This window comes from uncultured Tessaracoccus sp. (genome assembly GCF_947255005.1).
Classification (GTDB): domain Bacteria; phylum Actinomycetota; class Actinomycetes; order Propionibacteriales; family Propionibacteriaceae; genus Arachnia.
Window position 1 is genome coordinate 80135 of record NZ_CAMYFI010000001.1, and the last position, 19538, is coordinate 99672.

General features: G+C 65.4%; 20 protein-coding genes and 4 tRNA genes. 14 read left to right on the plus strand and 10 right to left on the minus strand.

Features of this window, described 5'->3' with window-relative positions:
* Positions 1 to 122: 122 nt before the first annotated feature.
* The 6 genes from Q0X61_RS00335 to Q0X61_RS00360 all read left to right on the plus strand — a co-directional run bounded on the left by Q0X61_RS00335 (position 123) and on the right by Q0X61_RS00360 (position 4915).
* Positions 123 to 341 carry a DUF3073 domain-containing protein gene (locus Q0X61_RS00335; RefSeq protein WP_297739106.1) on the plus strand — a complete coding sequence of 73 codons (219 nt, stop codon included), beginning with the start codon at positions 123 to 125 and terminating at the stop codon, positions 339 to 341.
* Positions 338 to 1312 carry an alpha/beta hydrolase gene (locus Q0X61_RS00340; protein ID WP_297739108.1) on the plus strand — a complete coding sequence of 325 codons (975 nt, stop codon included), beginning with the start codon at positions 338 to 340 and terminating at the stop codon, positions 1310 to 1312. Before Q0X61_RS00335 ends, Q0X61_RS00340 begins: the two co-directional genes overlap by 4 nt.
* The gene (locus tag Q0X61_RS00345; RefSeq protein WP_297739111.1) at positions 1309 to 2232 is read left to right on the plus strand and encodes an AEC family transporter; all 924 of its coding nucleotides are present in this window, start codon (positions 1309 to 1311) and stop codon (positions 2230 to 2232) included. The genes Q0X61_RS00340 and Q0X61_RS00345 overlap by 4 nt, the downstream gene beginning before the upstream one ends.
* Positions 2233 to 2348: 116 nt before the next feature.
* A complete protein-coding gene (locus Q0X61_RS00350; protein ID WP_297739114.1) occupies positions 2349 to 2831 on the plus strand; it encodes a hypothetical protein in 483 nt (160 codons plus the stop codon).
* Positions 2832 to 3005: 174 nt separating this feature from the next.
* Complete coding sequence (locus Q0X61_RS00355; RefSeq protein WP_297739117.1) at positions 3006 to 4358, plus strand: DUF222 domain-containing protein; 1353 nt, start codon at positions 3006 to 3008, stop codon at positions 4356 to 4358.
* Between the two features lie 419 nt (positions 4359 to 4777).
* Complete coding sequence (locus tag Q0X61_RS00360; RefSeq protein ID WP_297739120.1) at positions 4778 to 4915, plus strand: hypothetical protein; 138 nt, start codon at positions 4778 to 4780, stop codon at positions 4913 to 4915.
* Positions 4916 to 5278: 363 nt separating this feature from the next.
* On the opposite strand, the gene Q0X61_RS00365 is transcribed toward Q0X61_RS00360, so the two are convergent.
* The 3 genes from Q0X61_RS00365 to Q0X61_RS00375 all read right to left on the minus strand — a co-directional run bounded on the left by Q0X61_RS00365 (position 5279) and on the right by Q0X61_RS00375 (position 5639).
* Positions 5279 to 5355 (minus strand) — tRNA-Phe (locus Q0X61_RS00365).
* Between the two features lie 23 nt (positions 5356 to 5378).
* Positions 5379 to 5452: transfer RNA gene (locus tag Q0X61_RS00370), tRNA-Asp, on the minus strand.
* A 114-nt stretch (positions 5453 to 5566) separates the two neighbouring features.
* Positions 5567 to 5639, minus strand: a tRNA-Glu gene (locus Q0X61_RS00375).
* A gap of 172 nt (positions 5640 to 5811) precedes the next feature.
* On the opposite strand from Q0X61_RS00375, the gene Q0X61_RS00380 reads away from it, so the two are divergent.
* Complete coding sequence (locus Q0X61_RS00380; protein WP_297739123.1) at positions 5812 to 6639, plus strand: hypothetical protein; 828 nt, start codon at positions 5812 to 5814, stop codon at positions 6637 to 6639.
* 56 nt (positions 6640 to 6695) lie between these two features.
* On the opposite strand, the gene Q0X61_RS00385 is transcribed toward Q0X61_RS00380, so the two are convergent.
* Both Q0X61_RS00385 and Q0X61_RS00390 read right to left on the minus strand, forming a co-directional pair.
* On the minus strand, positions 6696 to 8117 hold the full coding sequence (locus tag Q0X61_RS00385) for an SH3 domain-containing protein (RefSeq protein WP_297739126.1): 1422 nt from the start codon (positions 8115 to 8117) through the stop codon (positions 6696 to 6698).
* 402 nt (positions 8118 to 8519) lie between these two features.
* A tRNA-Lys gene (locus Q0X61_RS00390) sits at positions 8520 to 8595 on the minus strand.
* A gap of 67 nt (positions 8596 to 8662) precedes the next feature.
* On the opposite strand from Q0X61_RS00390, the gene Q0X61_RS00395 reads away from it, so the two are divergent.
* Positions 8663 to 9277 carry a hypothetical protein gene (locus Q0X61_RS00395; protein ID WP_297739129.1) on the plus strand — a complete coding sequence of 205 codons (615 nt, stop codon included), beginning with the start codon at positions 8663 to 8665 and terminating at the stop codon, positions 9275 to 9277.
* A gap of 4 nt (positions 9278 to 9281) precedes the next feature.
* Here Q0X61_RS00395 and Q0X61_RS00400 read toward each other — a convergent pair whose 3' ends face one another.
* A complete protein-coding gene (locus Q0X61_RS00400) occupies positions 9282 to 10745 on the minus strand; it encodes a patatin-like phospholipase family protein (RefSeq protein WP_297739132.1) in 1464 nt (487 codons plus the stop codon).
* A gap of 22 nt (positions 10746 to 10767) precedes the next feature.
* Between Q0X61_RS00400 and Q0X61_RS00405 the strand changes: the two genes are divergently transcribed.
* A complete protein-coding gene (locus Q0X61_RS00405) occupies positions 10768 to 11718 on the plus strand; it encodes a cation diffusion facilitator family transporter (RefSeq protein ID WP_297739135.1) in 951 nt (316 codons plus the stop codon).
* A 13-nt stretch (positions 11719 to 11731) separates the two neighbouring features.
* Here Q0X61_RS00405 and Q0X61_RS00410 read toward each other — a convergent pair whose 3' ends face one another.
* Genes Q0X61_RS00410 through Q0X61_RS00420 form a run of 3 tightly spaced genes read right to left on the minus strand, consistent with a single transcriptional unit; the run spans position 11732 to position 13857 of the window.
* Complete coding sequence (locus tag Q0X61_RS00410) at positions 11732 to 12916, minus strand: galactokinase family protein (RefSeq protein ID WP_297739138.1); 1185 nt, start codon at positions 12914 to 12916, stop codon at positions 11732 to 11734.
* Complete coding sequence (gene dhaL, locus Q0X61_RS00415) at positions 12913 to 13578, minus strand: dihydroxyacetone kinase subunit DhaL (RefSeq protein WP_297739141.1); 666 nt, start codon at positions 13576 to 13578, stop codon at positions 12913 to 12915. The genes Q0X61_RS00410 and dhaL overlap by 4 nt, the downstream gene beginning before the upstream one ends.
* A 30-nt stretch (positions 13579 to 13608) precedes the next feature.
* Positions 13609 to 13857 carry a PLD nuclease N-terminal domain-containing protein gene (locus Q0X61_RS00420; RefSeq protein WP_297739144.1) on the minus strand — a complete coding sequence of 83 codons (249 nt, stop codon included), beginning with the start codon at positions 13855 to 13857 and terminating at the stop codon, positions 13609 to 13611.
* 81 nt (positions 13858 to 13938) lie between these two features.
* On the opposite strand from Q0X61_RS00420, the gene Q0X61_RS00425 reads away from it, so the two are divergent.
* The 5 genes from Q0X61_RS00425 to Q0X61_RS00445 all read left to right on the plus strand — a co-directional run bounded on the left by Q0X61_RS00425 (position 13939) and on the right by Q0X61_RS00445 (position 18970).
* Positions 13939 to 14898, plus strand: coding sequence for an AMP-binding protein (locus tag Q0X61_RS00425; RefSeq protein WP_297739146.1), 960 nt, complete (start codon positions 13939 to 13941; stop codon positions 14896 to 14898).
* Positions 14895 to 15770 carry a 1,4-dihydroxy-2-naphthoate polyprenyltransferase gene (locus Q0X61_RS00430; protein WP_297739149.1) on the plus strand — a complete coding sequence of 292 codons (876 nt, stop codon included), beginning with the start codon at positions 14895 to 14897 and terminating at the stop codon, positions 15768 to 15770. The genes Q0X61_RS00425 and Q0X61_RS00430 overlap by 4 nt, the downstream gene beginning before the upstream one ends.
* A complete protein-coding gene (locus Q0X61_RS00435) occupies positions 15767 to 16711 on the plus strand; it encodes an o-succinylbenzoate synthase (protein ID WP_297739152.1) in 945 nt (314 codons plus the stop codon). Before Q0X61_RS00430 ends, Q0X61_RS00435 begins: the two co-directional genes overlap by 4 nt.
* A 25-nt stretch (positions 16712 to 16736) precedes the next feature.
* On the plus strand, positions 16737 to 18275 hold the full coding sequence (gene menD, locus Q0X61_RS00440) for a 2-succinyl-5-enolpyruvyl-6-hydroxy-3-cyclohexene-1-carboxylic-acid synthase (RefSeq protein WP_297739155.1): 1539 nt from the start codon (positions 16737 to 16739) through the stop codon (positions 18273 to 18275).
* A 116-nt stretch (positions 18276 to 18391) separates the two neighbouring features.
* Positions 18392 to 18970 carry a hypothetical protein gene (locus Q0X61_RS00445; RefSeq protein WP_297739158.1) on the plus strand — a complete coding sequence of 193 codons (579 nt, stop codon included), beginning with the start codon at positions 18392 to 18394 and terminating at the stop codon, positions 18968 to 18970.
* Here the strand turns inward: Q0X61_RS00445 and Q0X61_RS00450 are convergent.
* Positions 18965 to 19405, minus strand: coding sequence for a nuclear transport factor 2 family protein (locus Q0X61_RS00450; RefSeq protein ID WP_297739161.1), 441 nt, complete (start codon positions 19403 to 19405; stop codon positions 18965 to 18967). The genes Q0X61_RS00445 and Q0X61_RS00450 overlap by 6 nt on opposite strands.
* Positions 19406 to 19538: the final 133 nt, after the last annotated feature.

Here is a 19538-nt window from a genome sequence, read left to right on the forward strand (position 1 = left end):
TTTGCCACACTGAACTCGTGTCACCTTTGGTCTTGTGCGGAAACTTGGGTAGCCTTATCGCCACGAGAAACTGAAAGATTCCGCGGTAACCCGCGAGGGACAGAGCAAGGGGGTCGACCCATATGGGGCGCGGCCGTGCAAAGGCAAAGCAGACGAGGGTCGCACGCGACCTGAAGTACCGTTCCGTCGAAACCGATTTCGCATCATTGGAGCGCGAACTCCAGGGGAAGCCCCCCGTCGACGAGCATGACGACATCCCCGACCAGTACGCAGACCTCGCGGCACAGTACGACGACTACGTTGACGACTACGACGAAGACGAGGAAGAGCGTCGGGCATGAGCTCCCCCTGGGTGGCAGACGCGCTGCTGCCCGGATACGTCTCGTGCACCATCGCGTTGCCCGACGAGAGCACCTACGCCCTCGAGCCAGCGGGTTCGCTGGTGGCCACGCTCGTCCGACGAGGTGAGCCGACGCGTAAGCGTGCGGTGCTGTACATCCACGGGTGGTCTGACTACTTCTTCCAGGCACACCTTGGGGAGGTCTTCGATGCGCTCGGCATCGACTTCTACGCCATCGACCTGCGCCGCTACGGTCGGTCGCTGCGCAACGGGCAGCTCGCCGGGTACATCCCCGATATGCGCGATTACTGGACGGAACTCGACGAGGCCGTGCAGCGTATCCGCGACGACGGCCACGACGTGATCGACCTGTGTGGGCACTCCACAGGTGGGTTGATCGCAGCGCTATACGCCGACGAGCGCCCCGGCACGTTCTCGACGGTGCTGCTGAACTCCCCTTGGATTGAGATTCAAAGCTCGCCCGTCGTGCGGTACTCGCTGCACCCCATCATGCGCAGCTTCTCCGCACTGGCCCCCACCACGGTGCTGCCCATGGCCGACAACGGCTTCTACCTGCGCTCCATCAGTGCCGACCAGGACGGCGAGTGGGAGTTTGACCGACATCTCAAGGGCGACGAAGCGTTTTGGATTCGTGTCGGCTGGGTGAAGGCCGTGCTCTCCGGCCAGTCGCGCGTGGAGAAGGGGCTCGACATCGATGTCCCCATCCTGGTGCTCACATCCAGCCGCAGCGTGGGTGGCCTCGTCGGGGGCCAATGGAGCGACGACTACCATCACGCCGACGGTGTGCTCGATGTTCGCCGCATCGCCGAGCGCTCGCACTACCTCGGCAAGCACGTCACCCTGGTGCGTCTGGACGGGGCGCTCCATGACGTCGCGTTGTCGGCTGAGCCAGTGCGACGCCGCGCCTTCGACGAGCTGCGGCGCTTCCTGAGCGCGTACGGGGCCGCATGACGCCAGTCATCACTGGCTTCGGCATAATCGCGTTCGCGATCTTCGTCGGGTGGTTGTTGGGGCGACGGGGCATCGTCAAGCCAGAGGATCGCTTCGCGCTCAACAAGGTGGCGTTTTTTGCGGCCAGCCCCGCGCTGCTGTTCACGGTGTTGGCGAAGGCCGATCTCGCTCAGATTTTCTCGATCTCCCTCGCGACGCACGTTGTCGGGGTGATTGTCGTGTGCGCCGGGTGCTTCGTGTTGATGCGCGCATTGGGTACCAGCGACGTTCGTCAGCTCATGGTGGCTTCCTACTGCGGGGTGTATTCCAACGCCAATAACATCGGGCTGCCCATCGCCGTGTACGTGATTGGCGACGGCAGCCAGGTGGCGCCGCTTCTGGTGCTGCAGATGGTTGTGCTGGCGCCGATTCTCATGGGCGTGCTCGATGCGATGGGGAAGGACGGGCTCGACCTTCGCAGGCTCCTGTTGCAGCCCGTGATCAACCCCATCGTGCTGGGTTCCGCACTGGGGATGGTGTTCTCTGCGTTTTCTCTTCCGCAACCGCAATGGCTCATGCGGCCACTCGAACTCGTCGGTGGTGCAGCGGTGCCGCTGATGCTGATCGCGTTTGGCATTTCTCTCGTCGGTCAGAAGCCGCTCCAGCCCGGCACGGGGCGTCGCGACGTGCTCATTGCCACGGTGGCGAAGACGGTGGTGCTGCCGCTCGTCGTGTACGGGCTTGGGCGTTGGGTATTTGGGCTCGACACGCAGCACCTGTTCGCGGCGACGGTGCTCGCCGCGCTCCCGACCGCGCAGAACATGTATCAGTACGCGTTGCGCTACGAGTGCGGGGAAGTGGTTGCCCGCGACACCGTCGCAGTTACGACGGGGCTCGCCCTGCCGATCTCGCTCGTCGTTTCCATCCTGTTGCGCCCTTGAGTTCCCCGGATGTGCCTCTCATCAAGAGGGTGCGCTACCGTACAAGATTGGCTGTGTAGGCAGCTGAACGATGCATGCGCCCGGGAGCGGGCCGACGAAGCAAGGAGATGTTGCTGATGCGCAAGGCCAGCAAGTTTGGCATTGCAATGCTGGGAACCGTGGTGATGGGGCTGTCGATGACCGGCTGCGGGTCCCAGAACGGGGCCTCAAGCGGCGGAGCGAATACGGGCAGCGACGCGAAGTCGTCAGCGCCCACAGCGTCGGCTGAGAAGCCGAAGGCTGAGGAAACTGGCAGCGAGAAGGAAGCGGAGTCGGTCGATTCCATCGACATGATGGTCGAGAAGCTGCGGAAGAAGAACTACGCTTGCCAGGGCTGGAAGCAAACCGACGATATCGACGGCGCCGACGCGTCGGGCACGTGCAATGGCGAAGACCAGGTCATGTGGTTTGCGGAGGCATCGAAGGTGGACGCCAAGGTCAAGGAACTCGACGACGCGGGCACCAAGTATGTCGTGGGCGAGAACTGGATTGTCGCGAACACCGTCACCCCGACCCTCGTGCGCAACGCTCTGGGCGGCACCGCCGTCTCCGGAAAGTGATTCGCCGGTGTTCGGTGGTTGAGTAGCATGCCATTGCACTCGGTGGTTGAGTAGCGAGCGGAGCTCGCGTATCGAAACCACAACCCCAAGAATGTTTTCGAAATAACTCCCCAAACCCCTTGGGTATGGAACAGATGTTCGATATAATGGGGGTGTCTCGGGGAGGAGATGCCAATGGGTGATCGGGCGGCGTTATCGTTCGCGGCTATGGTGCATGCTCGGCGATCCGCGCATGCTGCAGAGATCGCCGAGGTCGTGGCGCTACTCGAAGCCTCTGATGCCTATGAGATCGACGATGATCCGCAGCTCCCTGAACCCCTGCGCGTGAAGCGGGTGAGCTCTGGCCGTGATGGCGTGCTTGGCCCCACCGAAGCCTTTCTTCTGGAAGCTGCCGCAGCGACAGGCATGAGTTTCGGGGGAATGCGGGAGCGCACGTCGCAGGCACTCAGCGTTCGAGTTCGGCATCCTCGTGTGTGGGGGCTGTTCATCTCAGGTGGCGTCCAGTGGTGGGTAGTCCGCAACATCGAGGAGGCGTGCCAAGAGCTGTCGTTCGAGGCGGCGCTGGAGGTAGATCGCCGAGCCTCGCATTGGGTGAGCATGCACCCGGTGTGGAGCGTGCTGGATCAGCTCTCTCGGTGGGTGATGGAAGCAGATCCCGATGAAGCTAAGCGTAAAGCTGCCTTGTCGAGAAACGGCCGGTTCGTGCACGTCGGGCGTTTTGAAGACAATCACGTCCGGCTATTCGGGCGCGTCGACGCCGCTGACGGGGTGCTCTTCGACCAAGCGTTAGACCAGATCGCCGCCTCGCTGCCAACACCCGAAGTTCCGGAGGAGCTCGAGCCCGAAGAACGGTCGTGGTTTATCCGTGGGCAGCGGCGCGCTGCTGCGTTCGGGGTGTTTGCGCGCCAAGCCATTGGTCAAGACAGCCTGATGGACGTCGAGATGGTGGTCCATGTTCCCGCTGAGCCTGCGTCAGCAGATGGCCATTCCCAGGAAGCTGGAGCGCCGCTGGGTTCTGTCGCTTACGTTGAAGGCTGGGGCAACTTGCTCACCGCCACGATGCCTGAGTTCTTGAAGGGCGCGAACGTCACGGTTCGGCCAGTCCTTGATCCGAATATGATCCCCAGCCCTGGGGGGAAAGAACCCACCGCTGATCAACGACGAGCCCTCATGGTGAGGAACCCCCGTTCGGTGTTCCCGTTTGCGACCACGAAGGTAAAGGACTGCGACGTCGACCACACGGTGAGCTTCTGTCTAACTGGCGGAGGCGGGGCCACGTCGATGGCGAATATGGGCCCGCTTGATCGAAGGGCACACCGAGCGAAGACAGCCGGCTACTGGCGGCTCGCTCAGCCCGAGCCAGGGGTGTTCCATTGGATCTCGCCGCTGGGGTATGAATACCAGGTCACCGGGCAAGGCACCGTTATGACGCGCTTGCCCGACGTGCCCGTTGCGCCCATCGCAGAAGTGCCGCCTCAACCCCCTCCCGAATACGAGCCACCTCCCGACTACGCACGAGCTGCGTAGTTCTACCCGACGATGGCCCTGTCGCCCCGTATACCGTCCTGGTTGCGGGGTAGCAGGGGATATTTGAGGTGAGGGCGTGGTTTCGATACGCGGCCTGCGGCCGCTACTCAACCACCGAAGGCTCCGATCATCGAGTAGGCGGCGTAGCCGCCGTTTCGAGGCGTATCGGCCGCCAATACTCAGCCCCGCCGGCATAAGGAATGAGGGATTCCACCGAAAACGGTGGAATCCCTCATTCCTTATCGCCAACGCCATCACTCAAGTTCGTCTTGATGCGCCGGATCCGGCGGCTACTGAATTGTTGAGCGGGCAGCGTCGCCCTATCGTCGAGTAGTGCAGTCGGCGTGGGGAGGGGCGAGCACTCCTATAGTTGGCGGTGTGGTGAGAGCCGAGTGCGGGCTCCCAGGCCTACCTAGGAAATGCTCGTCAACTCTGAGGAACTGGCCGTAGCACGGTCGTTGCCTGATGTCTCCTTGAGCTGGAAGCACTTGGCGGCTGGTGCGGAGGCACTGCTCTTCGATGACGTGGCTGAGGAACTGTGGGAGGATCGGGCCTAGCCCCATCCCGGCCATCTAGCAGGTGACGTAGCCGCCGTATCGAGGCGCACCGAGTGAGAAACTTCAAAATCCGTACGCAGATTCGCTTACTCCCCTAAAACCGGAGGGTTTGGTCAATCTGCGTACGGATATTGAAGTTTGGCGCTGGGTTTCGATACACAGACTTCGCCTGCCGCTCAACCACCGGGGGCGCTTGTCTCGATGATTGAGTAGCGGCCGCAGGCCGCGTATCGACATCATCCCGGGCGTGTTTTCGATACGCCCGCTCCGCGGACTACTCAACCACCGAAAGGGGAAGAACACCCGACCATCGGGTAGCGCCGCAGGCGCCTATCGAGATGCAGTAAGGAAGGGAGAACGAACTGGTGGCCAGGGCCGGGGTCGAACCGGCGACCTTTCACTTTTCAGGCGAACGCTGCTACCAACTGAGCTACCTGGCCGTGCGGCCTGAATTCAGACCTAGCGACCCCGACGGGACTCGAACCCGCGACCTCCGCCGTGACAGGGCGGCGCGCTAACCAACTGCGCTACGGGGCCAATTTCTTGACCTGCTGGCGTGAGCCAACTCGGCAACTATAGCCAGGCCTGCGTCGTTATGGGAAATCGACGTGGCGGGGCACTTCGTCGCCACTTCCCTCGCGGGAAGCTTCGCATCCCCAACGGGATTCGAACCCGTGTTGCCGCCGTGAAAGGGCGGAGTCCTAGGCCGCTAGACGATGGGGACCAGCTCGGAGAACTGTACCGGATACCGGCCCGATCACACAAAGCGACGCCGACGTGCCTCGTCGAACCCCACGGGCACGGCTCACGGCTCAGGTGACCTTCGTTGACGTTACAGTGCTGAGCAGTCGCCGAATCCCGCGACTGGACGCCTCCGCAATGGACAAGGGACATCCATGACACTGCACCGACGCCGCGCGCGCGGCCTTCTCGTGCTTCTCGCCGTAGCGCTCACGCTGGGGGCCTGCTCATCCGGTGAAGAGCCAAGCCCGACGCAGAGCCCCGCTCCAACCGCCTCGAGCGCGTCCGAGGCCGAACAGCCAACGGGAGCGCCGAGCGAACCGTCGTCGAAAACTTCCGCCGCGGAAATGCAACAACCGCAAGGGCCGACGACGCCAGCCGCGTCGGGGGAGAGGGTGTCGCAGGAGCAGATCCAGGCGGCCATCGACGCGTTCGTGAAGAAGCACGAGGGGGCCCAGCAGATCCCGGGCAGCGAGATCGACCCCGGCGAACTCGCCGATGATTCGGAAGATATGAAGATCGAACCCCAACAGTGCCGGGACTTCTACCACGATCTGCAGGATGGGGACTTGCCGGAGGGAGGCAGGACGCACGTCGCCATACACCGCAATACCGGCTTGGGGAACGTGGTCTGGCTGAGCATCCAGGAATATCAGACCGCTGAGGATGCGCGGCAGATGGCAATCGACAGGGGTGAGCCGGTTCCGCATCAGTGCAATGAGGCAAAGACCGAAACCAATGGCGTCATGATGACCCTGCACTACACGCAGCTCGAGGCGCCGACGTTCGACAACGTCGACATGACAAGCGCCATGCACATGGTTCAGACCATCCCCGGGGGTGCGTCTACCACCACCAACTCCGTGAGCGCGTTGAAGGGCAACGTGGTGGTCTCCTCGTCGCTGCATTCGGTGGACGGCTCACTCACCCCGCAGGAGGCGGTGGCCATCGTCCGGGACGCTTTGGAGGCGATGGAGCAGTAGCGCAAGCGCAGGGCGCATCCTTGCATCGGTGTGCACCTGGCGCTGTACGACCGGCATCAGTTCGAACTGATGTGCACGTGGTCGTAGTGGTTCGCGGTGTCGCTTCCGCGATTCGACATCGGGCGCCACCCCTCCCTGCTGCGCGCAACGCTCCAGATCTTCTGATCCCAGATGATGTACTTGATGTTCAGCTCGCGCGCGTACTTCTGGTAGTAGCGGGCAACTTGCCACCCAAGCTGATTGTTCTTCTTGTAGTTGGGGATCATGAGGTCGACGGCGCGCCCAGCCGGGTGATCCGGGGTCACGTCGCGACGCCACCCGTAGTGGGTCTTGATCTGCGGGAAGCGCGCCCATGCGTCGGCGGAGATGCGCTGGATATACGGGTTCGTCCGGTGCATGCCCGACGAGTACCCCTTGTTGAGGGCTTTGCCGCGAGGGCCGCCGGTGATGGGTGTGGTCGGGAGGGTACCCGAGCTGCTCCAAGCATCGGGCGCGGGCGTCGACGGTGCGGTCGAGGTGGTGTAGCGAGAGGTCACCCAGCGCAGCGCGCCCTTATGCACAATCTCGGCGCGTCCGTTGGCGACCTTGCCGGTAATGGCGATCTCAGAGCCCTTGGGGATCTCGTGGTTGTAGCGTGATCCGCTGCTGGCGTACCAGATGTTGAGGTCTGCGGTGGCCCAGCGTTTCGTCGTTGACGGCAGCTTGGCGTTGTTGCCCGGGTTCGTGGACGACGCATCGACACTGCGGAGCCACTTCGACGCCGCCCAGCGTTTGCTCCCCTGGTAGATCACCTCGGTGAATTCACCATGCGTGCGGCCCGTCACGGGCAGCAGGCTACCCTTCTTAGCCGTCGCTATGCGGCGGTGCTTCGTGCCAGGCCCCATGCGCACATTCAGGTTTTCGGTGGTTTGTGCCATGCGCGTTCCGCGGGTGGATGCCGACGGTGCCGGTGCGGCACCCGTCGTTGGGGACGTCAAATATCTGGTGGCCACCCAGCGAGGTGCGCCCTTCCAGCTGATCTGCGTGTACTCGCCGGAACGCTTTCCGGTGAGGCTCACGACGGTGCCCTTCGTAGCCAGGGCGACGCGTTGGTGTTTGATGGACGGGCCAGATCGGACGATGAGGTTCGCTGTTGTGCGGGATCGTCCGGATGCCGATGCCGAGGTCACCGGGGCTGCCGGCTGACGCGTCGTGGTGAGGTATTTCGAATAGACGTAGGCCACGCGCCCGTTCCAGGTGACCTTCGTCCAGCCGTTCGCGGTGCCGGAGGCATGCACCTTCGCTCCGGGGTTCAGAATCGTGAGGGACTTGCTGTTCGTCGTGGGTTGCGTGCGGACGTGCACCCGTGTAGTTGCCTGCACAGTGCCAGAATGTGCGTCCGCGCCTGGCCCGGTGGCCAGGGATCCGAACAGTTGAACTCCGAGCGCCAAGGAGGCAGCAGCCGCAGTCACGCGCAGCCCTTGGATAGCCCTCACCATGTCTCCTCACGTTGTGGACAGAACTCCCGGATGCACCGCTTCCCCGGAATCATGAGACTCCCGGCACATCCGGTCCCGAGGACACTAGGGCCCCCAAAGTGGCAGGGACAAGGCAGGTTGATGGTTGGTTGAGGTTTGAACGCACGGAGCCACGCCGGTACGTCGCTACGAATCACACACATGTAATTCTTACGGCTAGGCGTCTCTGACTAGGGGTTATGTTGACTACTGCGGCACATCCTGGCGTGGCAGTAGAGCTGAATAAAGCCTGAGTGTAACTCTCAGCGAATCACTTGAAGTACAGCTTGAGGTTCAGGTTGTAGCAGGTTGAGGTTTGAATCCATCGCACCAGTGTGTGCAGCGCAGTGGAAGCGAGCGATGCCGCACGTTGCATCGTCGTGGTGGTGCCCCCAGCGGGGATCGAACCCGCGACCCATGGATTAAAAGTCCACTGCTCTGCCAACTGAGCTATAGGGGCCATCACAGTCTAGAGCATCGACGCCAAACTGCCACTTCGGGCTTGGCCCCTCTGGCACAGTGAAGGCATGGAATGGCTGTGGCTCGTCGGGGCGGTGGTGCTTGGCCTGGCCTTGCTGTGCGTGGCTACGGTGACCGATCGCCGCGAGCTCCGACGTGCTCAGCGCGAGGCGGTCGTCGTGCCGCCCAGGGGCAACGACACCGTCGACGCCCACGTGCCCACCTACATCACCCAAGCCGAGATCGACGCCCTCCCCGACATCGAGGGGCAGCGGGAGTCTCCCGTAGGGCAACGGTTCGACGCCCGGGTCGCGCACCGCACGCTCCTGCCAGCCCGCGGACGCGCTCACCTCGACTCCCCCCGCGTGCTAGTCGTCGACGGGCCGATCACCAGCATCCGGCAGCTCCTCCCTGCCCTCGCTGCCAGCAACCCGTTGGCGATCATCGCGGACACCGTGCACGACGAGGTGGCGCGCACGGTGCAGGCCAACCGCAAATACTCCGCGATGCCGCTACTGGTGCTCACTGCGGCGGCGAAGGAGCGCGCACGCATCGCAAAACATGTGCACGCCCAGCCGCTCACCGACGACGACCTGCGGGCAGGTTATGTGCCCGACGAAGCGTATGGCGGCGCGGCGTCACTGGATGCTGACGCCCACCACGTCTGGATCGACGTCGGTTAACCACTCACCACCAGGGGCGCGACTCGACCGGCTGGGGGTGCTCTTCGAACGTGCGCGCCCACGAACTGGCGTCCGGTGGCAGCGCGTCGGGGCGCGCCTCCTCCACCATCGCTCGCAGAGCCCGCTTCGCGCTGACGATGTCGTCGCGGCGCTCCTGTGGTTCCGGCTCCTCCAGCCACGCCTGTTCCAACCGCAGGCATTGGAGGCGCTGCTCGATGATCCGACGGTGTCTGCGGCGATGCTGGGCATCAAGCTCGAGGTGCGCTTCGGCCGCCCTTAGCCAACCGTGTGCGGCGTTGATGCGCGTCAGGCCAGGGTGCACCGTCATCGCATCATGCACTGGCACGTTTGGGTAGATGTTGATGGCCTTCGCGGAGATCGCGTACTCGAGCTCGTCGCGCCCGGCCTCGTCAATGAGGATATCCGTGGCGCGCATCACCACATCGAAGATGGATGCGTCGGCCATGTTCGCCCGCGGCGTGACGCCGCCGGTGTGGCTCGACAGCACGTAGTTGCGCGACGCGCCCATGAGTCCGATGGCAAGCTCAGCCGGCAGATTCTCCCTGGTTCCACCGTCGACGTACGTCTCATCGTCGATGGGCACGGCGCGGAACACGCCGGGGATGGAACACGAAGCGAGCAAGCCGTGGACGAGATCATGCTCGGCGTCATCCCACGGCTCGTTGTTGCGGTCGACGAGCTTGCCTTCCTCGGTCATGTAGCGCAGCTCGCCCGATTCGAGCGCGACGAGCGCAATCCTGAGGCGCATACCCGACGACGCCACTCGCGCAGGCTGGAAGAAGGCAGGCTCCAGGAGGTCTTGCAGCACCGGGCCTGGGCGGTACATCGACTGGGTCTGCTCCAAGCCCGACCAGATGGCCGACATGTCCGTGCCGATACGCGGAATTTGCCCGATGTGGCTGGCGATGGCCGAGAGGTGCTCCAGCGACCACTGTGGCCGGATCTCACCGTCGGGCGTGAGCGCCATCTCCACGGGGTCGAGCGGCGAATCTGGCGAGCTCGGGGTGGCGGGCGAATCTTGGTCGCGTCGGGTAAAGAAATTGGGCAGCGCGAGGCGCGACGGTGCCTTCTTCGGCTTGGGCGGCGCGGGCGGGGGCTGCACGATTTCCATCCACGACGGCCCCTCATCGCGAAGCTTGCGGAACCAGTTGCGGGGTGTGAACATCTCCTCAGAGCTACGCATGCCGAACCACAGCTCGCCCAGACGGTCGATCCACTCAGACTGCTCGTGGCGGCTCGCGTATTGGGCGAGCCCAGAAGCCAGGATTGCGCCCGCGGAGGCGCCGACGAACACCGTCGGGGTGAATTGTTCGTCGTGGCGGTACAGGTATTGCAGAGCGCCGATCTGGAAACTCGCGCGCGACCCGCCACCCGAAATCGTGCATGACACCACCGCCGGCTCCGGGTGTTTACCGAACAGCGGGAGACCAAACCATCCGCTTCGCATATCAACCAGCATACGTTGACCTATGAGCACGAAAGGGGGACACTCGTGGGTTGTGCAACGTGCCGATCTTTCCAAATTCGCATGGCTGTCCATCGCTGCCGCGCTCGCCACGCTCCTGCTGAAAACCGGGGCGTGGTGGATCACCGGGTCGGTGGGTTTGCTGTCGGACGCAGCCGAATCGACGGTGAACCTCGTCGCGGCCATCGTGGCGCTCATCGCGCTGAAGCTCGCCGCTAAACCCGCCGACGATGCCTTCCACTTCGGGCGAAGCAAGGCTGAGTATTTCTCCGCCGCCACCGAAGGCGTGATGATCTTCATCGCGGCCATGGCCATCATCGGTTTCTCGGTCGAGCGGCTTCTCAACCCGCAGCCGCTCGAAGAGGTGGGTATCGGGCTGCTCATTTCGGTGGTTGCATCGCTCATCAACGGCGCCGTAGCCCTGGTGCTCATTCGCGCCGGCAAGACCCACCGTTCCATCACGCTGCGCGCCGACGGCAAGCACCTCATGACCGACGTGGTCACCTCGGCTGGGGTGCTCGTCGGGGTTGGGCTCGTGTGGCTGACTGGCTGGATCTGGCTCGACCCGGTCGTGGCGCTGCTCGTCGGGCTGAACATCCTCTGGACGGGGTGGAAACTGCTCGCTGAATCCTCGCGCGGTCTGCTCGACGAGGCGCTGCCGGAGGAGGACCGCCGTCAGATCGCAACGATCATGGAACGTTCGGTGGGTGAGGAAGTGGAATTCCACGCGGTGCGCACCCGCGTGTCCGGGGCGAGATCGTTCCTCGAATTCCACATGCTGGTGCCCGGCAAGTGGACCGTGCAGTACGGCCACGACCTCATGGAAGACCTAGTGGACGAGCTCGTCGCCGAGTTCCCTGGCCTGCAGGTGCTCGGCCACCTCGAGCCCATCGAAGACCCGCGCAGCTACGACGACATCGAACTCGACGCCGAGCGCACGCCCCGCAATACGTGACGCGTCGCGCTCGCTACGAGAGCTTGTGGGCCGGCGCGCTGGGCTGGGTGATGATGAACTCCGGGTTCGTATCCGGGAACTCGGCGCGGTAGCGCTCGCCCCAACGCGCAGCGAACTGCTCGGCATCGTCCTTGCGGGCCAGCGCCCACGTCGAGCCGCCGAATCCGGCGCCGAATGCTGAGGCAGCGGGGGCACCGAGTTCGCGAGCCAGCTCCACCAGGCGGTTTGTTTCAGGAATCTGGTTGCCCAGACGTTCATCCGCGTTGCGGTGCGACCTCAACGCAGCCTCCCCGAACGCCTCCACATCGCCTGCTTGGAGCGCCTCGAACGCCTGCGGAATGCACTGCGTCACTTCTTCGACGAACGCCTCCAGGCGGCGGGTGAGGGCCTCGTCATCAGCGACGATCTCGCGCAGGCCAGCAACCCCATCCTCGACACCCAGCACGTCGTTGAGGATGACGTCGTCTCGGCCGGTGGCGTCGTTCCAGCGCTCGAGCAGTTCCTTGGTGCTACTCGAGAGATAGTTGTAGCGCTCTTTCACCGCGCCGGACTTCTCCGCGCGCACTCCTGATACGCCGACGACGAAGCACCAGCCGTCGGGCAGGGCGCACGATCCATAGCGGCGGCTGGGAATGTAGGAAAACTCAGTGATTTCGCCCTCGCGGCAGGCGATCATGGCGGTCTGGTCTTGCGCTCCGGCGAGGGTTCCCACGCCGGCGCTGCCGGGCAGGCCGGGGTAGTCGTAGCCGTTTTCTACGCAGGAGCAGTAGCTCGCCAGCTCGAGCTCGTCGTGAATGTGGTCGGTCCATCTAGGCGACTCGAGGAGGCCAGCGTGGTCAACGAGGGCGAGCACGGCGGCGCACACCAGCGCTGATGAGGAACTCATGCCGCTCGCCGCGGGGAGCGTTGACGAGATCTCGAAGCGCACTGGCTCGAGGGGCCCAAAGTTCAGCGTGAGGCGGTCCAGCACCACCTGCAGGTAATGGCCCCAGTGCCCAGGGCGCGCCTGCAGCGGCTGCCCGGGGATCAGCTCGATGGTTTCGTCGAGGAACGCATCTGAGGTGGCGCGGAACACGTCATCAGATGCGACGGTGACCGTCACCCCGCGGTCGACGGCGGCGAGGAGCGAGTGCCCGCCAGCGTAGTCGGTGTGTTTGCCGAACACCTCGATGCGTCCGGGCACGAACCAGCTAGTCACGAGTGATCTCCTGGGGTCTGAGGGGCGTCGTTGTTCGCCCTGAGGAACGCCGCCTGGCGGGCGGTGATCTCGAACAGCAGGGCTATGGACGCAGCGCCTGGGTCGACGTGGCCGATGCTGCGTTCGCCAAGCAGCGCCGCGCGTCCGCGTCGGGCGAGCATGTCGCGGGTGGCATCGGCAGCAGTCTGGGCGGCGTCTGCGGCGCGGGAGAGCGCTTCGGAGGTGGGCACGTCGGAGGGTTCTGCGCTGAGGCTACGCACTGCGGCATCAAGGGAATCGACCATGGTCTTATCGCCGATCTCGGCCCGGCCTCGGGCCTGCACCGCATCGCGGGCGGAGCCGAACGCCTGCGCCAGCGTTGCCGCGTTCAACTCGGTAGGCCAGGCGGCCGACAAGGTGAGGAAGAATGTGCCGTAGAGGGCGCCTGACGCGCCGCCGATGGTGCCCAACAGATTCATGCCGATCTGCCGCAGCGCCAGCTTGGGAGTGTTGTTCATGACGAAGTCGACGGTGACAGCGGCATCGAAGCCGCGCGACATATTCGTGCCGTGGTCGCCGTCGCCAATCGCAGTATCGAGGTCGTCGAGCAGCTGTGAGTTCGCGTGGAACGTGGTTCTCGCGTCACCGAGCCACGCCTGCATTGCGCCGAGTCCGAATCCCATATGTGCCATTCTTGCGCTTCGGGCGCTGCCCTACCTAATTCCCCGCAGGAAGTCTTCGTCGTCGTCGGGCGCAGAAAACGGCAGAGGCTTGCGCGACACATTCGTGGGGCGCCCCAACGCCAGCCAGCTGATCGGGCCAACCACCGGCACGCAAATCACGGCGAAGGCCCACAGCCACTTCGGAAGGCGCCGCACGCGGGCACTTCGAGCCTGCGCAACTTCTATGACGCAGTAGAGCGTCAACATGATGATGGCGACGATGAGCAGCACCCTAGGCATGCAGGCCAGTCTAGCTTGCGCTACGAAGTGCGCCGCGCAGGGGATTCGGAGGGCACAGGCAGCGGCGATAGCATGACGCGCATGACCAGTCCCACCGTCGACGATGTGCAACGCATGCTTTCCGGGGGCACGGGGCTGTGGCTAGCCTCCGGAGAACCTGCGGAGCTCCCTCCAGACGTCGGCGTGGTGTTGGAAACCTCGGGTTCGACGGGGACACCGCAGCGCGTGGCGCTCACCCGCGCGCAACTCCTCGCTGCCGCCCACGCCAATCGAGAATTCTTCGGCTGGGATGCGACGTGGCACCTCGCCCTGCCCAGCCACTACGTGGCCGGGCTGATGGTGCTCGTCCGAGGCGTCTTGGGCTCAGGGGTGCGGGTGTGTTCGTCGGACCTTACCGACGCTGCCCCCGCGCCTGGCCGCAACTGCCTGTCCATCGTTCCCACCCAGCTCATCCGCGCCCTCGATCAGCGCCTGCCCCTCGACGGCTTCGACGCGGTGCTCGTCGGGGGAGCACCGCTGCGCCAGGACGTGCGGGAGCGGGCTGACGAGGCGTGCGTGCGTGTGGTGGAGACGTACGGCATGAGCGAGACCTGCGGGGGTGTGGTCTACGACGGCGTGCCGTTGCCCGGCGTCGAGGTGACCATCGAGCGCGGCCTCATTCGCCTGAGCGGGCCAATGGTGAGCGGCGGATCGCTGCTGACAAAGGACCGCGGCCGGTGGGCTCACGGGCGTCTGAGCATCCTTGGGCGCGCGGACGACATCGTCATCACCGGCGGCCTCAAAGCCGACCTCGCCGCCGTGCGGGCCGCCGTCACCGCACTGGATACCGACGCCTGGGTACTCGCCGTCGACGATGACGAATGGGGGCAGCGGATCGTGCTGTTCGCCACGGGCGGCACCCTCGACGAATGGCGAGCGCGCCTGCACCCGGCGCTTCCGAAGCACGCCTTGCCGCGCCAGTTGTGCGTCGTCGACCAGCTACCCCGAACGCCGGGCGGCAAGCCGGATCGCGAAAAGCTCCTAAGATGGCTGGCGCAATGACAAGCTTCAACATCTGGGTCGAAGGCGCTCGCCCCCGCACGCTGCCCGCCGCCGTCGCCCCCATCCTCGCCGGCGCTGCCGCCGCCATGCATGCCGGGCGCGTCGACCTCCTCCGCACGGTGCTCGCGCTGTTGGTGGCCGTCGCGCTGCAGGTGGGGGTGAACTACGCCAACGACTACTCCGACGGTGTTCGCGGCACCGACGAAGACCGCGCCGGGCCGCTGCGCCTCACCGCGTCCGGGCTGGCCGAGCCGGCCCAGGTGCGGCGCGCCGCCTTCATGAGCTTCGCGGTGGCCGCGCTGTTTGGCCTCGTCATCGTGTGGTTGACCGCCCAGTGGTGGCTGATCCTCCTCGGTGCGGTCTCCATTCTCGCCGGCTGGTACTACACCGGCGGCAAACACCCGTACGGCTACATCGGGCTTGGTGAGGTGTTCGTCTTCATCTTCTTCGGGCTGGTCGCCACCGTCGGCACCACCTATATCAATGTGCTCGCCGCGCCCTGGTACGCCTGGTGCGCTGGCGCCGCCGTCGGCGCGACGGCGTGCGGGGTGCTCGTCGGCAACAACCTGCGCGACATCCCCACCGACAAAGAGGTGGGCAAACACACCCTGGCCGTGCGCCTCGGCGACCAGGGCACCCGGTGGTTCTACGCTGCCCTGATGCTGCTCGCTGTCGTATCCGTGGTGGCCTTCGCGGCGGGCACCACGTGGTGGGCGCTCATCGCCCTCCTGGGGCTGGGCGTGGTCGTCGCCCCGCTGAAACTCGTGCTCGGCGGGGCCACCGGCAGGACGCTCATCCCCGTGATCCAGGGCACCGGCATGGCAGGCATCGGAATTGGGTTCGGGCTCGTCGTGGGGGTGTTCCTCACGTGATCGTCTACGACATCGCCATGCGCGTGCCGTTCCGCGGGCTGCGCAGACGCCAAGGTGTACTGCTCGAAGGCAAGGCCGGTTGGGCCGAGTGGAGCCCGTTCCCCGAATACGGCGACGAGGAGGCCGCGACGTGGCTACTCGCGGCGCTCGACATCGCGGAGCACGGCTTCCCGAGCCCGTTCCGCGACCAGGTTCCCGTCAACGGCATCGTGCCCGCGCTCGCACCCGACGATGCGGTGCGGCGCGCAATCGAAACAGGCTGCCGCACCATCAAAATCAAGGTGGCCGGCGAAACCTCCCTCGACGCCGACCTCGCCCGCGTGCGCGCCGTGCGCGAGGCGCTCCCAGAGGTGCAGCTGCGCGTCGACGCCAACGGCGGCTGGAGCCTCGACGAGGCCACCCGCGCGCTGAGCGCGCTGGCGCCCTTGCAGCTGCAGTACGCAGAACAGCCGTGCGCCAGCGTCGACGACCTCGCCCGCCTGCGTTCCCTGGGGCTGGGCGTGCCCATCGTCGCCGACGAGTCCATCCGCAAAGCCGACGACCCGTACCGCGTGGCGGAACTGGATGCCGCCGACGGCATCGTGCTCAAGGTGCAGCCACTCGGCGGCATCCGCCCCTGCCTGGCGCTCGCCAAGGAACTGAGGATGCCGTGCGTGGTGTCGTCGGCGGTGGAGACCTCCGTCGGTATCGCTGCGGGCGTGGCCCTGGCCGCGGCCTTGCCGGAGCTGCCGTGGGCGTGTGGGCTGGAGACCGTGCGGCTATTGGAGGGGGACGTCGTCGAGCGCCCGCTGCTGCCTCAGGATGGCTGGCTGACGCCGCCGATCGTCGGCTTGGAGCCGACGCTGGCGTCGCGGCACCTTGCCGACGAGGACACGACGAACCGGTGGCAGGCGCGTTTCGAGCGCGCGCAGCGCGTGCTCGAGGAATCGGGGCAACTGTGATGCGGCAGCACGACAAGGAGCGGGCATGAGCAGTGTGGAGCTGGGTGCGGTGGTTGCGCACACGCTGGTGCGGATGGGTGTCGCTGGCGTGGTCAGCGGCGCGGGGTCGCGCAACGCCCCGCTGTCGATGGCGTTCCATCGTCTCGATAGCGACGGTGCGCTCTCGCTGCACGTCGTCGTCGACGAGAGGTCGGCCGCCTTCCGTGCGCTCGGCCTGGCCAAAGCGACGGGGCAGCTCGCCGTGGTGGCCGTCACCAGTGGGTCTGCCGTCGCGAACCTGCACCCTGCTGTCCTGGAAGCCCGGCACGCCGGGGTGCCGATGCTCGTGCTCACCGCCGACCGCCCGATGGAGCTCGTCGGCTCCTGCGCCAGCCAGACCGCCGACCAGGTAGGCATCTTCGGCCCATCCGTGCTGGGCACGGTGCGGCTCTCGTCGCAATCCGGCGGCCCGACAGCTTGGAGCGCCGCTGTGCAGCGCGCCGCCCACCTCGCGCTCGGCACCCGCACCCGCGAGCCAGGGCCCGTGCAGCTCAACCTCGAGTTCACGCCGCCGCTCGTGGGGCAAGCGCCCACCCCCGACGTGCACGTCGCGCAAGTTGCGGCGAGCCGGGGCGGCGATGTCGTCGAGCTCGTTGGAACCAAGCGCACCGTTGTGGTGGCGGGCGAGGCTCTGCCCGCCGTCGGCGCGGAGGCGCGGGCGCTCGCCGAGCACGCCGGCGTGCCGCTACTGGCCGAACCCGCGTCGAACGCCCGCGCTGGCCGCTGCGCCATTGCGAACTACCGCCGGCTGCTGAACCAGGAACTCGCCCGTGACGTGGAGCGAGCCATCGTCTTCGGGCATCCCACCTTGTCAAGGCCACAACTGGCGCTGCTCGCACGCAGCGACGTCGAGGTCGTCGTCGTGACGCCACGCGCCACCTGGCCGGACACCGGGCACCGCGCGAGCATCGTCGCAGACCGAGTCACCCTCGGACAGCAAGACCCGGCGTGGCTCGAACGCTGGCGCGAAGCCGACGCCGCCATCGAGGGCAACGCCGCGTGGAACGGACGGGCAGTCGCCGACGCGGTGCTCGCCGCCACCGGGCCGGACGAGAACCTCGTCTTCGGCGCCAGCAACCTCATCCGCGACGCCGACCTCGCACCCATTCACGCCGCGCCGCCCACCACCTGGGCCAGTCGAGGGCAGGCCGGCATCGATGGCACCATCGCCACCGCAGCCGGCATCGCGCTCGGCACCGGACGCTCAACCACCGTCCTCCTGGGCGACCTCACCGCCCAGCACGACATCGGCTCGCTCGCCCGCCCAAGCCAGGAACCGCGCGCCCGCTTGCGCATCGTGATCGGCGACGACAACGGCGGCTCACTCTTTCACAAGCTCGAACAGGGCCAGCCGGAATACGCCGACGCGTTCGAGCGCGTCTTCGGCACGCCGCAAGACGTGGACCTCGCTGCGGTCGCTCGGGCCTTCGGCTGGAACACGACGGTGGCTACCTCCCGCGCCGAACTGGAGGCCGCGCTCGCGAGCGACGCCGAGTGCATCGTCGCGAGATACTCGAGGCCGTAGCCGTACTGGCCGGCGACATTGATCGACCTAACTGGTGGCACTCCGGTGCCCGCCCGCTTCCGTTCCTATCTGTTGACACATATGCTAGGTGTGTATACGGATAGGAGGTGAGTGGGGTGACGGTGATAGATCTCAGATCGGTGTTCACACTCGAGGAGGCCCGCGCGGCGGGTTTGCGCAAGGACGAGGTCTACGGCCTGCTCGCGGCTGAGGAAATCGAGCGCGTGGGGCGTGGCGTGTACTTGCGACCCGGCGTGATCGATGAGCGCTTTGTTTCTCTCGCCGCCGCGACCGCTGTTCGATCGGACGCGACGTTATGTCTGACCAGCGCGCTCGCGCATCACGACCTCACCGATGCGATCCCGTTCGGCACCGACATCGCCCTGCCGCGCGGCACCAGGCACCCGGCTGGGTTCGACCACGTGGCCTGGCACAGCTTCGCCACCGACACCTTCACCCTCGGGCGCGAGATACACCAGGTCGCTCCTGGTGTGACGATAGCGGTCTACTCGCCCGAGCGGACCATCATCGACTGCTTCCGGCTCGTGCATCAGGAGGGGCGTGAGACCGCTCACGAGGCGCTCCGGCGATGGCTGCGCCGCAAAGGTTCAACGCCTGCGAGATTGCTGCGCATGGCCGATGCCTTCCCCAAGGCGAAGCCGCGGCTGCGTCTGGCGTTGGAGGTGTTGCTATGACTCCGGCACCGCGCCGTGATACCCGTGCCGGTCAGGCGTTGAACGATTGCGTTCAGCGTCGGATGCGTGTGTCGCTGTCGTCTGGGTGTAGAGCGCGAGCCGAGGGCCATCGGTCGATTTGACATACACGCTGGTCATGATCGCTTCGAAGGGCTCTTCGCCCGCGCGCTGAGCGGTGGCCCGGTACACCAATGCTGTCGCTTCCGCTCCTACGCGAACGATCCGTTCGTCGCTGATTGTGTAGCTGTCCCATGCCGGCGCTTGGTCGAGGGATGCGACCACGGTGTCCCTGTCCATCGTGAAACCGTTCACGAGGACCATGACGGCGTCCTCGGTCATCAATGATCCATAGAACGACGAGCCGGTCTGGTTGCACAGTGCATCCCATCCCTGACGTTCGAGCGTACTCAGGGCAGGCAGAGTCATTATGTCCATGTACCCGACTTTATTGCGCACTGCACCTATCGCGTCGATCGGATTGAACACATCGACGTGTTGTTGGAAGGCTTCGAGCTACTCGACGCGACCAGCATGATCCCTGCGAGACGCGGCCTGCTCGCTAGCTGTA

Bases quoted from the DNA above. Each gene is read 5' to 3' on its own strand.
- Q0X61_RS00335 (WP_297739106.1), top strand. From the start codon at position 123: ATGGGGCGCGGCCGTGCAAAGGCAAAGCAGACGAGGGTCGCACGCGAC.
- Q0X61_RS00340 (WP_297739108.1), top strand. From the start codon at position 338: ATGAGCTCCCCCTGGGTGGCAGACGCGCTGCTGCCCGGATACGTCTCG.
- Q0X61_RS00345 (WP_297739111.1), top strand. From the start codon at position 1,309: ATGACGCCAGTCATCACTGGCTTCGGCATAATCGCGTTCGCGATCTTC.
- Q0X61_RS00350 (WP_297739114.1), top strand. From the start codon at position 2,349: ATGCGCAAGGCCAGCAAGTTTGGCATTGCAATGCTGGGAACCGTGGTG.
- Q0X61_RS00355 (WP_297739117.1), top strand. From the start codon at position 3,006: ATGGGTGATCGGGCGGCGTTATCGTTCGCGGCTATGGTGCATGCTCGG.
- Q0X61_RS00360 (WP_297739120.1), top strand. From the start codon at position 4,778: ATGCTCGTCAACTCTGAGGAACTGGCCGTAGCACGGTCGTTGCCTGAT.
- Q0X61_RS00380 (WP_297739123.1), top strand. From the start codon at position 5,812: ATGACACTGCACCGACGCCGCGCGCGCGGCCTTCTCGTGCTTCTCGCC.
- Q0X61_RS00385 (WP_297739126.1), bottom strand. From the start codon at position 8,117: ATGGTGAGGGCTATCCAAGGGCTGCGCGTGACTGCGGCTGCTGCCTCC.
- Q0X61_RS00395 (WP_297739129.1), top strand. From the start codon at position 8,663: ATGGAATGGCTGTGGCTCGTCGGGGCGGTGGTGCTTGGCCTGGCCTTG.
- Q0X61_RS00400 (WP_297739132.1), bottom strand. From the start codon at position 10,745: ATGCGAAGCGGATGGTTTGGTCTCCCGCTGTTCGGTAAACACCCGGAG.
- Q0X61_RS00405 (WP_297739135.1), top strand. From the start codon at position 10,768: ATGAGCACGAAAGGGGGACACTCGTGGGTTGTGCAACGTGCCGATCTT.
- dhaL (WP_297739141.1), bottom strand. From the start codon at position 13,578: ATGGGATTCGGACTCGGCGCAATGCAGGCGTGGCTCGGTGACGCGAGA.
- Q0X61_RS00420 (WP_297739144.1), bottom strand. From the start codon at position 13,857: ATGCCTAGGGTGCTGCTCATCGTCGCCATCATCATGTTGACGCTCTAC.
- Q0X61_RS00425 (WP_297739146.1), top strand. From the start codon at position 13,939: ATGACCAGTCCCACCGTCGACGATGTGCAACGCATGCTTTCCGGGGGC.
- Q0X61_RS00430 (WP_297739149.1), top strand. From the start codon at position 14,895: ATGACAAGCTTCAACATCTGGGTCGAAGGCGCTCGCCCCCGCACGCTG.
- menD (WP_297739155.1), top strand. From the start codon at position 16,737: ATGAGCAGTGTGGAGCTGGGTGCGGTGGTTGCGCACACGCTGGTGCGG.
- Q0X61_RS00450 (WP_297739161.1), bottom strand. From the start codon at position 19,405: ATGGACATAATGACTCTGCCTGCCCTGAGTACGCTCGAACGTCAGGGA.